10 protein-coding genes are annotated in these 13,019 nt (G+C 51.6%); all 10 read right to left on the bottom strand.

Annotated elements, in window-relative coordinates:
* Positions 1–1,295: 1,295 nt before the first annotated feature.
* On the bottom strand, positions 1,296–2,675 hold the full coding sequence (locus ACJJID_RS05415) for an AgmX/PglI C-terminal domain-containing protein (RefSeq protein ID WP_444921812.1): 1,380 nt from the start codon (positions 2,673–2,675) through the stop codon (positions 1,296–1,298).
* Between the two features lie 9 nt (positions 2,676–2,684).
* Positions 2,685–3,230, bottom strand: coding sequence for an ExbD/TolR family protein (locus ACJJID_RS05410; protein ID WP_253868941.1), 546 nt, complete (start codon positions 3,228–3,230; stop codon positions 2,685–2,687).
* Positions 3,227–3,817 (bottom strand): ExbD/TolR family protein, encoded by a 591-nt coding sequence (locus ACJJID_RS05405; RefSeq protein WP_444921811.1) that lies wholly within the window; start codon positions 3,815–3,817, stop codon positions 3,227–3,229. The genes ACJJID_RS05410 and ACJJID_RS05405 overlap by 4 nt, the downstream gene beginning before the upstream one ends.
* Complete coding sequence (locus ACJJID_RS05400) at positions 3,817–4,584, bottom strand: MotA/TolQ/ExbB proton channel family protein (RefSeq protein WP_444921810.1); 768 nt, start codon at positions 4,582–4,584, stop codon at positions 3,817–3,819. Before ACJJID_RS05400 ends, ACJJID_RS05405 begins: the two co-directional genes overlap by 1 nt.
* A 69-nt stretch (positions 4,585–4,653) precedes the next feature.
* A complete protein-coding gene (locus tag ACJJID_RS05395; protein WP_253868938.1) occupies positions 4,654–4,977 on the bottom strand; it encodes a hypothetical protein in 324 nt (107 codons plus the stop codon).
* Positions 4,974–5,558: a tetratricopeptide repeat protein gene (locus ACJJID_RS05390; RefSeq protein WP_444921809.1), complete on the bottom strand. Its 585-nt coding sequence runs from the start codon at positions 5,556–5,558 to the stop codon at positions 4,974–4,976. The genes ACJJID_RS05395 and ACJJID_RS05390 overlap by 4 nt, the downstream gene beginning before the upstream one ends.
* Before the next feature lie 23 nt (positions 5,559–5,581).
* The gene (locus tag ACJJID_RS05385; protein ID WP_444921808.1) at positions 5,582–8,761 is read right to left on the bottom strand and encodes a tetratricopeptide repeat protein; all 3,180 of its coding nucleotides are present in this window, start codon (positions 8,759–8,761) and stop codon (positions 5,582–5,584) included.
* On the bottom strand, positions 8,758–10,989 hold the full coding sequence (locus ACJJID_RS05380; protein ID WP_444921807.1) for a hypothetical protein: 2,232 nt from the start codon (positions 10,987–10,989) through the stop codon (positions 8,758–8,760). The genes ACJJID_RS05385 and ACJJID_RS05380 overlap by 4 nt, the downstream gene beginning before the upstream one ends.
* A 2-nt stretch (positions 10,990–10,991) precedes the next feature.
* The gene (locus tag ACJJID_RS05375) at positions 10,992–11,501 is read right to left on the bottom strand and encodes a hypothetical protein (RefSeq protein WP_152453024.1); all 510 of its coding nucleotides are present in this window, start codon (positions 11,499–11,501) and stop codon (positions 10,992–10,994) included.
* A gap of 474 nt (positions 11,502–11,975) precedes the next feature.
* Positions 11,976–12,989, bottom strand: a complete 1,014-nt coding sequence (locus ACJJID_RS05370; RefSeq protein WP_444921806.1) for an NADP-dependent oxidoreductase — start codon at positions 12,987–12,989, stop codon at positions 11,976–11,978.
* Positions 12,990–13,019 lie beyond the last annotated feature (30 nt).

Below are 13,019 nucleotides of genomic sequence, written 5' to 3'. Positions count from 1 at the left end.
TCGAGCGCTATTACAAGAACTATCCATTTTCCCAGAAAAGTAGATAGAAACGGCCCCATTAATGGAGCCCAATGGGAATTGTAAGCCCCCAGCATTACCCCCGATCAATTCATTATTCACACTAGCAATCGAGGCACAATTACCTTGACGGCTACCCGCAATGACAGAGTTAATAGCATCTGCTTGTGAAAAACATGCATACTCTAAATCTGTTGCACCATCTACAGGACTCAGCAAGTCCTCAAACTTTACATAACTTAATGCTTGAGCCCCACTATCAATAGTGACTTCCCACAGAACTCCATCCTCTATATGCCCATAGGCTGTGGAATCACCAAATCTTGGAATCAATGCACCCGTACCGGTATCAAATGTTCTTACCGATTTACTAAGAGTTGGGGTCGGCTGCTCAATATCTAGAGTGCGATTGTGACTCTGCTGCTGAATCGTTGTTCTGCCACAAGCCGAATATTGAGCAAGAGCAGTTATGTCCAATCTTAAGTTTTGCTCTGCAAGGTTTTCTTCCTCCCCAGGGCGGCTACGTACATCAAAGCTCAGCTCTACAAACTCACAATCATTATCAAATACATTGGAATTATCACATCGTCTGCCCAAAAAAATGGGATCTCGAAGTGAGGCTGGTAAATCAGAAAAAGAAAAGGAAGGGTTATTGTCACCATCACTTGGTATGGAGGTTAAGCTAGCACTACCGGAAATACGCAAATTACCAGCATATTCGAGACGTGGGTTATTGAGATCAACATTCAAAGCAAGATCTCGTAACGGCTCATCAGTGGGGTTTCGAAGCCTTATACGAACTGTACCCGTTCCACATAATTCACAGTGACTGTCGTTGGCGATTTCTACAAGATCCGGCAAGAAGTTTACGGGGCATTCTTCAGTAGCCGAGGCGTTGCTCGCTACAAACAGGAAGAACATACTGGCTAAAATAAAACCAGCTAAAGAGTACTTCCGAGAGGTTTGCCTAATTACTTCCGACATCATCGTCACTTATCAGCCGCCGCTTTTCTGTTTACAAAATCCTCGACAGAGCCCACAAGCACTGCCACCGCACAGGGTCTGCCCGGTGCGCGAACTTTAATTGCAGAGGAAAAAAGTGGCCGTGAAACAGGTCATAAATACCGCGGGGCAAGGGAACTTTTTTGGAGATTGCCAAGTGGTTCTCAGGGATACCCAGGAAGGGAGTCATCTAGAAAGCAATGAAAAACTTTTACAAAACCAGCATGTACAAAAAGTGTCTCCTCGTCACCCAAGTGAGAAGGAGACACTTTTGATTAGTTTTGAGGCAGGAAGTCGATCGGGTAGAGAATGGTGATCGTTGGAACACCAGCCTTTTCACCGAAGTTAAACCGCTTGACCCTTGCCACAATCTTGGCATTGAGTGCCGGTGAATCCATATCACTGGATTCCACTTGTGCCATGGATACAGAGCCATCCGGTTCGATAGTAATTTTCAACACCATCTTGCCCTGCAGAGCCGGGTTGTTACGCAACTCGCGGTTGTAGATGCGATACAGCGACGACTTGTAACGATCGAAGACAATCTGAATTTCTTCGTCGGTTCGGGACGGCCCCACACCATCGCTAAGCGGACGATCCTCACCGGCAAAGTCACCCTCGGTACCAATAGCACTCTCCACTCGCGCAAACTCGACACCACCCAGAGAGGAGCCAGTTCCAGCCACGTTGCGGCTCACATCGGAAGCACTCAGGCCGCCACTACCCTTGGCCGCAGCAGAAGTAATCAGAGAACGCTGGCTGCGATTTTCCTTCTTACCAGCCGTGCTCAGCTGTGTCTGCTGGCCGAGACGATTATCCAGATCATCCTGAATGAGATCCTGGAAATTATCTTTGAAGGCCAGAACACCGGCGCGCTCGGCTTTCTTACGAGCCTGCTTTTTCTCGGTCTTGGTAGGCTTCGGCTCCTGCTTAGCCACCTTTTGTTCAGGCTTAGGCTCGGGTTTTTTCTCCTCTTTCTTGGGCTTGGTTTTCTCCGGCTCAGGCGGCGGCTTGGGCTTGGTTTTCTTTTCGATGACCAGCTTGGCCAGGCGCTCTGGAATTTCAACCACCTCGGATTCCGGTTCCGGCAGCGTGTACAGCGGCACTAGATAACCCAATAAAGTGGCGATAAATAGAGACGCAAATACACAGAGGCGGAAACGCTTTTCATCCTCACCTTGGGTATGCCAAGGCATAACCATCGGACGAAAATCCGGCTGTTCAAATTCGCGTGTGATTTCGAATTCGTACTTAGACTCTTCCTCTTCACGGCGCAGCTCATCTGCCTGCTCATCCAGAGCAAAGATTTCCTCATTACAATATTCAATATTGTCGAGGACTTGTCGGCGAGACTGATGTAGCTGGTCCAGCCGCTCATTGTAATCGCGGGTGGATTCGCCAATTCGCGCAATCATCCGCTCGGAGGCATCGACCCGGTAATCCTCTGCCCAGAACATTTCTCCGGCGCCGGCCTCTTCGAGCTTGCGCAGGCGCTCGGAAATTTCATCAAGCAGCTGGAACTTGGTGCCATTGGCCTGCAACTCAGCCAGCTGCTCCTCTATCTGCTGCCGCTCATCCTCGAGCAGGAGCATACGCTGGCGAACCGCATTGAGCGATTCGCTAAGCGCCTGCTGTTGTTGTAGAAAATTACTCACAAACTTCCATTAACCCTGAGATGCTTTCTGAATAACCGCCAGCGATACCTTGGTGTAGCCAGCTTCCGTACAGCTGGACATCACCTTTTTAAGCAAACTGAACGGTATGCCTCTGTCCGCGAGAATATTGACTTCCGGTGGCTCCGGCTGTACTTCACCTTCAGTGCCTTCCTCCTCAGCCTCTGCTTCGGCAGAAGCCTGGGCCACACCGATGGCCTTACCCATTTCGGCAATCATTGCCTGCTTGATGGCCTCGATAATGATTTCCTCACTCTCAAGCACCTCGCTGGTAGCCACCACCGAATTGGATTCCACCAGGATTTCCTCATCGGTCACCATCAGGGTCACCGTTTCCCTGGGCTTAGTCTCCACCACTGAATCTGGCAAAGTAATGACCTTGGGTGGCTCCAACGCCTCATTGCTGGAGGTGTTGGTGAGCAGGAAAAACACCAGAATGGTGAACACATCCATCAGTGAGGTAAGGTTCATTCCCGAGGTTTTTTTGCGTTTATGGCTGCGCGCCATGCGCTTCATACGTCGGCTTTCATGTCTCACGGCGCATCTCCTATGGAAATATCGGGAAACAGCACCACCCTTTCCACCGCTTCGGGATCGCTGGGATCACTACCTTCCACACGCACTTCGGCTCCGCGTACGGTATCCATCACACCCACAAGATGCTCATAGGCGATATCCGCTTCCATCAACAAAATGGAATCCGTTTTTTCCGGATAGCTGGCTTTTACCTGCAATAAAAACTCAGTGAGTTTTTTCAGATCGTAGACCTCGGCAGTTGGCAACAGAGCAAGCTTTTCGCCCTCTTCAGTGCCAGCCTCCACAGCTGCTTCCACCGGTGCGGGCTCACTCACTTCGGGCTGAGTCAGATTAGGAAAACGCGCGATAACCTTCTCACCGTCACTGATTTCCAGCGCCTCCTTACGCACGACGACTTCCACCGTAACTGCGGGATCATCCGGCGCTCCGCCGCCGGCTCCGCTCGGCATATTCAGTTCTAAAATTGTTACCCGTGAGAACACTGCCGATACCAACAGGAAGGGTACCAGCACCACCATCAGGTTCAGGAAGGCGGTGATGTCCAGCTCCGGGGCTTCTCTATCTCTCCCGTGGCGCCGCCTTCTCATTACGCAGTTTCCGTTTGCTGTTCTTCGGTTTTGGCCTGGGCCTCGGGTTGCGCTTTGGAGTGCTTTTCAGATTTATTAACTGGCTTATTTTCAGCTTTCTTCTCTGAAGCAGGCGCATCGATTTCGAAGCGGCGGCGAGTTGAGCTGTCGATCAGGTTGGAGGCTTTTACGGAAACCATTTCCAGGCTGTCGATAATTTCACCGGTAAGAGAGTTGAGCAGCGCATGCACGATCAACAGGGGAATACCGGTCATCAGGCCGAAGGCGGTAGTGTTCATCGCCACGGAAATACTGGCGGAGAGCAGGTCAGCCTTTTCTGCAGGGTTGGCATTAGCAACCGCAGTAAAGGCTTCGATCAGGCCCATAATGGTACCGAGCAGTCCTAGCAACGTGGCAATATTGGAAAACAGTGCGACGTAGGGAGTGCGCTTTTCCAGTTGCGGAGTGATTTCCATCATGCTCTCTTCCATCGCGATTTCGATGTCTTCGCGACGGCGCACCGCACCCTGGCGGGCAAGGCCCATGGAAAGCAGCTTAGCTACACTGGAATTATCCTGCTTGACCAGATTGCGAGCGCGATCAAAATCCCCGCTGGAGAGAATCGGTTGTAATTTATCCCACATGGTGCGATTGGTATGGCGCTCGTAGTGCAGGCGAATAAATCGCTCAATCGCTACGGCGCTACCCAGGGCGGCCACCACAAGAATGGGGTACATAAAAGTACCGCCCGTCTGGAAAAACTCGATGACGCTATTGAAAAAGTCCATTACAAACCCTCTTGAGAAATACTGCAGTAATTGGTTGCTGCTCTGGCATTTGCCAGAGAAAGGACGGCGTTAATCGCCGGACAGGCTGAGCTGGTAGAACTCCAGCTCACGCATGAAAACTTCCTTGTCGAGCGGTTTGAGCTTGTCGTCCATCAAACTGGAGACAAGATCACTTTCAACGCCCACCTCGGAACTTTTCCAGGGAACGATATAAAGGGACTTGGGCGCTTCCTTGTTACCAATAATGGATATACCCGATAGCTCCTTTACCTTGGAATCCACTTTCTTTTCTGTGGATTGTGTTTTTTCTTCATCCTGTGATTGCGCATTGGCGAATGACGAAATAGCTAACCCCATAAGGAACGGCAAAATCCATTTACACTGCACTGTCACTTGTCCGCCCTCCTCTTAAGGTCCGCCAGCCAGATGGATACATCCTGATCTTCTGGCTCCAGCTGCACATATTGCTGGAATTGTGCCAGAGCGCACTGGAGATCTTGCAGATAGAGATCACACAATATGCCTAGATTTTTAATCAAAGGCAGGTATTCGGGGTTTTCTGCCAAGGCATTCACATAAATTTTGCGCGCATCGGCAAAGCGACCCTGCTTGCGATAAAGCACAGCCAACTCATTGGTGGCTACCGGGTGTTCGGCATCAATCTCTAACGCCTTAAGAAAAGCCTCTTCCGCTTTTTTTTCCTCGCCAACCTGAGATTGGGCAATACCGAGATTGATATAGGGTGCAGGCAAGCGCTGCTCCCGCTCAACAACCGACTCCAATAATTCAATGGCCTGCACAAATTCCTTATTGGCGAGGAGTTCCAGGGAACGCGCAAAGTCCCGGCTCACACTGCCGGATACCCGCACAGAGGAATAATCAGAAACTTTTCCCGACTTGGTCTGGACACCCGCACAGGCAGCCAGAAACAAAGCCACAACCATCAGGACAACCATTCGCAATCTTATTTGCATAGCCCTAATCTCCATTTTCACTGTTACTGGCCGGAAACCGCTTCACCCGATTCCAACACCTCAGGTTCTGGCGGCAGAGGCACAATGTTCTGCAGATACTCACCAGCTTCCTCGGCGCGTGCATAACGGGCCGGCATCAGGCCGGCCAGCTTTCCGATACTTTTGTCGACCCAGGGGTTGTAAATACCCACCCCGAGCAGCTCAACATTTTTCTCATGTACGGAAATCGCTTTTTCCTCGAAAGGATAAATTTGATCCTCCAGAGCCAGCTCATACTCCTCCAGCTCAAGCGCACTTAAATTACTTGGGCGCTCAGAGTCTTTCAGGGACACACTGAAGTGCAGATAAATTTCCGCGAGATAATAGGTAGCGGCAGCGGTCACATCCGCTACCTTGTAGTCGATCAGGGCTGAGAAATCGCTGATCGCTTTTTTCATGCGCTTGCGCTTCAGATTCAGGTTTTGCTCGATGGGCTTCACCAGCGCCACCTGGGTAAAGGCTTCATAACTGGGCTGCGCCAGTTGCAGTGCGGCGTTACCGGCCAGGTAGCGGGTGCGATCACTGCGTTGGGATCCGCCGCGCAACTCAATGCGCACCATCTCGCGCAATTCCTGCGTGTAGCGTTTTTGCTGGCCGGAGGATTTATAGATATCGGCAATCTTCTGCCGTGTTTCCAGAGCCGGCTCCATAGGATTGGGGAACAGCTTGACGTAGCGGCGCAATACCGCCAGGGCTCTGTCACTATCTTTGGCGGCACTGTAGAGATCCGCCGCCTGAGTCAGGGCTTCACGACGAATCTCTTCATCTTCAGATTCTCGCTCAATACGCTCAAATTCTGCGGCCGCCAACAAGAGCTCTCCGCTCTCCTGATAGACCACCGCCAATTTCTTGGTGACATCTTTGGCCAGTTCGTGCTCGGGGAAATTCCTGCGGAAGCTGTTCAGCACCGTGGCAGCCTGGGTCCAATCCTTGAGCACAATCAGGGAGGCAGCGGCATCGTACTCCGCCGTAGCCAATAAAGTCGCCCCCGGAGCCGCAGCGCGAATTCGCAGGAAGTGGCCGGCAGCGGTGGCATGGTCCTCTTGCTTGCGCGCCATATCACCCTGCTGGTAAATGGACGCGGCCAAGTTATCGACCAGCCCCGCACGATCTTTGGCATCAGTCGCAGTGAGATTTAACGTTTCCCCATAGGCCACTTCCGCATCAACATAGGCCTGGGTATCAAAGGAACCGTGGGCCACCAACATCCAGGCGGAGCGGCGAATTTCCTGCTCTGCCGCAGGGAATTTCTCCAGCAGCTGGCGGCCGTTTTCGATCACTGGCGTATAGTCTTTAAGACCATACAACTCCTCCACCGCGCCCAACATCACCTGTGGCGCTTTGGCGTGTTGCGCAAAAGTATCGGCAAACGTTAAGGAGGAACGAATAATTTCCCGCAACAGCGGCGCACGTTGATCTAGGCTCGCCTCTTTCAGGTTATTGGCTAGGTGTTCACGGTAAGCATAAACCGCAGCGTAGCCCGCTTCGCTGGAGTCCTTGTGAGCGGGATATTCGTAAGCGGTGCGTTCATATTCCAGTGCGGCATTGTGGAAGTCACGATTTTCCAGCATCAAACCGGCGAGCTGGTAGTTCATTTCCGGCGCACGCTCGGTTTCACGGAAGGACTGTAGATAGCGGCGATACCAGTGAATGGCCTCGCGATAGTGCTCGCCTTTCTTATCCTTCAACTTCTTATTCTGGTAGGCAGCGTGATAGTGGCCTGCCAAGTCGATCAGGTTGGCCTGTAAAAACTCAACCACTTCACCGAATTCATTGATATCGAATACGGTCCAGTATTCGGCATTGAGAGCGTAGGTATTGACGAAGGTTTTCTTCGCCTCAAGTACCAGCTTGGGAAATCCACCTTTGCTGTAAATATCGATGACGCGAATAGAAAAATCCGCGGAAACTTTGTGCAGTGGATTCCGCTCCACAAAAGCGATGTAGGATTTCGCCGAATCCTGGTAACGGCGCTTGTCCAGGTAGTATTCACCCAAGTGGCTATACACCAGGTATTCATACTGACGCGCGCCCTTGCGGGAGAAATAATCGACAATGGAATCCGGCCCCTCCATATAAGAGAAACTCAGACTCACCACGCGGAAAGTATCATCCACATGTTTGCGTTCAACCATATTGGTCTGCTGGTCGAAATCGTAACCTTGAGAAACTTTGTAATCGAGCATGGCCACGTAATCATCCAGCGCCATCTCGTACATATCCTGTTTAAACAGGGACCAACCGCGCTTATATAAGGCCAATTCGTAAAAACTGGAAATCTCGCCGATCGTAATTACCCGACCATAGGCCTCTTCTGCATCCAGGTATTTTTTACGGGTAAAGTAGTATTCACCCAGGCGAAACCAGGCCTCATCGATATGGCGCGAATCTGGATACTTGGCCACCAGCTGGCGCAATACATCCACTGCAGCATCAATTTGCCCCGCCTCTTCGTAGGCACGGGAGAGCTGGTACATCACCTGGTCATTGCGGTCGTAGAAGGGATATTTTTTCAGCAGCTTAAGATACAGCGCGATCGCCTCACGGGCATTGGCTGACATCAGCGCTTCCGGGTCCTCTTCGGGCACCTGTAGCGGGGTAGTATCCGCTGCAATCTCGACACTACTGCTAGCACGGGCTTCGAAATCTGCATCGGATTCCGCCGCGCCAGTTTGCTCTGCTGCAACTTCCTGTAGCTGTTGATCTTGTACTTTGGACACTGGCGCAGCAACTCCTGCGGGAGCCTCCAAAGTATTCTCTTCAGGTACTTCTGGAGCATCAATGGCGATCACAGCACCGCTGCCAGCAGCCGCGACACCGTCGATAGCGGCATCTTCGGCCCGGTGCGCCTGCTTGATTTTCAGGTCGGCAATACGGCGCATCGCCTCGGGAGTGAGTTTAGACTCTGGAGTTTCCTGCAAGTAGCGTTGGTAGCTGGCCAGGGCCTTTTCCAGGCTTCCGTCGATATATTCTTCTTTGATCTCAATATCGACATTCTGCAGACTGCCAATGGTCTTGCCGCTATTAACCGCACAGGCGTTGAGCAACAATACTGCCGCAGCTAATGCACAGCGGCGCAGTAAGATCGGGGGCTTGTATCCTGTCGCGACGGGCTTAATAGCAGCCCTAACGGGGTGTTTTACGCGCTTGGTTAAGGATTTCACGCTTTATCCCCCTCAATCTCTGGAGCTTCCGATTCGGCAGGACTGCTCTTTGGAAGAGTTTCCGTCTGGGTCTCGCTGTGTGGCTCAACTTCGTCCGGCTCCTGCAACTTATTATCAGTTTCAGATGCTTCCATTTCGGGAGGATTGTGTTCCGGAAGAGTTTCCGGCTGAGCTTCACGATGCTGCTCAACCTCATCCGGCTCCTGCAGATTATTTTCAGTTTCTGATGCTTCCATTTCGGGAGGGTTGTGCTCTGGAAGCGTTTCCGGCTGAGCCTCGCGGTGCTGCTCAATCTTGCGCTCATCCTCGCGTTGCTCTTGCAGCTCGTTGGCACGGTCATAACTATCGGCCAGGGCGAAGCGCGCTTTAATCTGGTAGCTTTCCAACTGGCTGCGACGGCGCTCTAATTCTTCAACGGCGAGCGCTTCCAGCATGCTGCCCTGGCGGGCCATCAGCATCTCCAGACGCTGCTGAGCAGCGTGAATTTGCGCACGCAGGCGCTGGATATTCTTGTTGTAACCGGTATAGCTATGGGTAGCCGCCTGACGACTGCGCACATACGAGCGATAAATTGTTTGCAGTTTTTCAATCTCAATATTGAGTTCCTGCAAATGCTTATAAGCTTCTGTGAGGCGCTGGTGATACTCGGTGGAGAGACGTAAATCCAAAATACCCTGCAAGCGCGCCAGGCGGCTGCGGGTTTCCTCGGTAAAACCTTTGGGGTTGCGCGCGATCTCCTTGTGCAGCTGCAACAGCTGCAGGCGCGCTTCCTGCTCATCGGCGGTAGCGAGATATTCGGGGCGACGGGAAACCAGCATCTGTTCGATACGATTGGAAAACTGATCGCGCTGCTCCATACGCAACTTGATACGCGCATCCAGCGCACGGAATTGATCGTCTAACTGTGGCAGCAGGGGCTCGTAGTAAGCTCGACGCGCACTGATAATATCTTCATAAGCGGTCAGGCTTTTAAGCCACTCTTTATTGCGCTCGAAGAGATCATTGAGATCGCGATAATTGCGCAGGAATTCCTGATAATCATTGGAGGCCATCAGATCAAGGAGATAATGGGTCTCCGGCGCCTCCGGCAGATTGCGCAAAGCCACCACCCAGTTTTGCACCTGGGTAGCCTCTTTACGGCGTAGCGCTTCGAGAAACTTTCCCTGGCGAATACTATTGATAGAAGCGGTCAGCGTATCGATTTCACGGCCAAAAGCATCCAGGGCGCGGCCGTAATTAATGGCTGCGGTACTGTGTACATCCAGCTTGCCGTAGGCATAAGGCACCGCCAACATCACTTCCTGAACCGCCTCATTAGTGCCCTTGCGGTTCTGCAAGATTCTCCAGGGCACCAGGGCGCGATCATATCGGCCCGCACGAGCTTCCACCCAGCCGGCACCGAGTAGTGCTCGATTAGAGAAAGGCCCCTCGAGATTGACCCGATCAAAATAGGGGCGCGCCAACTCCAGCTCGCCGGCCTCCATCAAGTGAGAGCCCAGCAAGAGGTTGGTCTTGTCATACAGTGCCTGGTCGACAGGATTGCTGCTGCGGCGCTTGCCAAGAGCCGTGAGCTCAAGCACACCGCGGGCTTCCTCACCGGACTTCAACTGGGCGATACCCAGGTTGAACTCCACAAAGCCGTCTAGGGATTCCTCACCTTTTAAATCTTTAAGCAACTCAACGGCTTCTTCGAGGCGCCCCAACTCCATAAATACCCGCGCACGCAGGAACTGCTCATCGGCACGCACCCGCAAGGGCACCCTGCCCTCAATCATTTCCAGTGCATGCAGAGCATTGAGGGGTTGCTGTTTGTGATAGTGAATCTTAGCCAGGCGATAGGCGGCCTCATTACGCACTTCCTGAGAAACGTTGCCTTTTAGCACCGCCTCAATCGCACGGCCCGCTTCCCGGTGCATCCGATAGGAAAGCTCCAGGTCGCCCACAGAAAATTCCGCCTGCCCCAAATGCGCACTGAATGGGTCCAGCTCCGGCTCATCCAGACGGTGGTACTGGCCCAACTCGTTGTCCAGGGCCACAATCGCATCGAAATAATTTTCCTGATGGGCGTAATACATGGCCGCACCGAAAAACAAATCGCGTAGCTCCTCTTTCTCATCGTCGGCCTGAGCAGCACTGGAAAGCAGAGAGAAGCTACAGAGAGTGAAGCTGAGAGCACGCAGGCTAGCCCCGGCGACGCCAGAGAATGCGAAAAGCAGTGGGATGCGCATGATTACCAGTCCTTGAAGTTAATCTCGGACTCGGTTCCGGAAATCCTGATCTCAACAAATTTGGGCCCCACTGCCTTATCGATCTGGTAAGAGGCATTGGCCTGATAATCTTTACCGGAAGGGGTCTTACCGATAAAGCGCACCTGCAACGGGTGCGCACCCGCCTGCACATTACCGGTATAAATTTTTTGCACCCCTCCCTTCTGCAGAGATTCAATTTCGCGATAGGTGTAGAGGTGGTGCGCAACGATCTCCCCATTGAGCGTAATCTCTACAGATTCCAGCTCAAATGGCTTTTCGTCGGCAACAGAAACAAACAGGGCCACCTGGGTATTTGAGGGAAACAACAGCTTCTCTTCCAGCTGTGCCAAAGTCGCGGTGAGGTCGATCACATCTTTTTTGACATCCTGGATCTGTTCATCCAAACCACGGATATCATCTCGGCTGACATCCTGCGCATTCACTGCGACTGCCAATAAAAGAAGGAGAGTTACCTGCAAAATTCTGAACATGTGGCCTACCTCTGACCCAATCCTTATCAATGAAAACCAGCGATGTGCAAGCCCCTAATGGGCCACATTGAAATGCCTGAAAACAGGGACCTTTCAGCCAGCGGCATTGTAGTGAATACAGAAATGGGCAGATGTGAGGGAAGTCAAATCTAGGGAAACCGGCCGTTGTTAATTTTCAACGCAGTGAAGTTGCAATCTGAGGTCATTATGTGAGGCAAGTCTCATAACCCCTCAATTAAAGCCGGAAATTGATGGCAATTATTTTACAGATACATTGGGAGAAACTATCTCCCTTCAATATCAGGGCTTTATAAAATTTTAAAAAAACAGGAATGCAATCGATAGGCATTGATCAACTGCGCCCGAGGATAAGAAGATAAAAAGTGAGAAGTTAAGAGTCAGTGGCAGCCATACCCAAATCTCAAGGTATGGCTGACATCTTAGCGAAAAAGCAACCCTAAAGAATCCAGCACATCAACCGCCATTCGCCAGTGAAATAACCACTTTGCCTTTTGCCCGCTTGGTATTCAAGTAAGTGAACGCAGCCAGGCTCTGCTCGAAGGGATAAACCCTATCGACGACCGGATGAATTATCTTGTCCTGATACAGGGCCCCCAACTCTTTGAGCTGGGCGCCATTCGCCTGCATGATGACCATACGATAAAATGCGTTTTTCTCTTTCGCCAGCTTCAATATCGGACGCGACTTTAGGCGGATCAACTTGCGCAACAACCAGTTGATACCCAATTCCCTCGCCGTCTGCGGGTCCACCACCCCTGCGATAGATACTACCCTGCCACCTTTCTTCAAGACTTTGAAAGCGTCTAATGTGTATTGCTTACCGAGGGTGTCATAAACCACATCAATATCAGACAGCAGGTCCAGATAGTTTTCTTTTTTGTAGTCGATCACCTGATCCGCACCAAGCTTGCGCACCCATTCCACATTGGCGCTACTGGTTGTTGTTATCACATAAGCGCCGTAAGCCTTAGCGAGCTGAATAGCCATAGAGCCAATGCCACCGGAACCCGCATGAATCAATACTTTCTCTCCCTTTTTCAAACCCGCAACTTGAATCAGGGCCTGGTAGGAAGTCAGCCCCACCAGGGGGACGCTTGCAGCCTCTTCATGGGTAAGGTTGTTGGGCTTTTTCGCCAAGTGAGAAGCATCCACTACCAGATACTGGGCAAGAGTTCCTACATGATCCTCCCCCACCCTAGCGAAGACCTCTTCACCGGGCTGATATTGGGAGACCCCATTACCCACAGAGACCACCTGACCACTTAGGTCACGGCCGATACCCACTGGTAGATTGAGCTTCTTCACAGCCTTCATTTCACCGCGCATCACCATCAGATCTATGGGATTGATACTCGCTGCATTTATTTTAATCAGCACCTCGCCAGCACCCGGCTCAGGTACATTGGCCTCTTGAAAAGCCAGGCTGCTGTCGATATCACCATACTGAGTAATTTTGAGTGCTTTCATTAGTCCCTCTAGTCATCTGTTCAGGAATGA

The sequence above is a fragment of the Microbulbifer sp. CnH-101-G genome, assembly GCF_052466775.1.
The sequence above is the reverse complement of the archived record's forward strand: the minus strand, read 5'-3'. Positions and strand labels throughout refer to the sequence as shown.

What these genes read in the sequence shown, in the direction of transcription:
- ACJJID_RS05405 (WP_444921811.1), bottom strand. Translation starts at nt 3,817, where the DNA reads ATGAGAAGGCGGCGCCACGGGAGAGATAGAGAAGCCCCGGAGCTGGAC.
- ACJJID_RS05400 (WP_444921810.1), bottom strand. Translation starts at nt 4,584, where the DNA reads ATGGACTTTTTCAATAGCGTCATCGAGTTTTTCCAGACGGGCGGTACT.
- ACJJID_RS05390 (WP_444921809.1), bottom strand. Translation starts at nt 5,558, where the DNA reads ATGCAAATAAGATTGCGAATGGTTGTCCTGATGGTTGTGGCTTTGTTT.
- ACJJID_RS05380 (WP_444921807.1), bottom strand. Translation starts at nt 10,989, where the DNA reads ATGCGCATCCCACTGCTTTTCGCATTCTCTGGCGTCGCCGGGGCTAGC.
- ACJJID_RS05375 (WP_152453024.1), bottom strand. Translation starts at nt 11,501, where the DNA reads ATGTTCAGAATTTTGCAGGTAACTCTCCTTCTTTTATTGGCAGTCGCA.
- ACJJID_RS05370 (WP_444921806.1), bottom strand. Translation starts at nt 12,989, where the DNA reads ATGAAAGCACTCAAAATTACTCAGTATGGTGATATCGACAGCAGCCTG.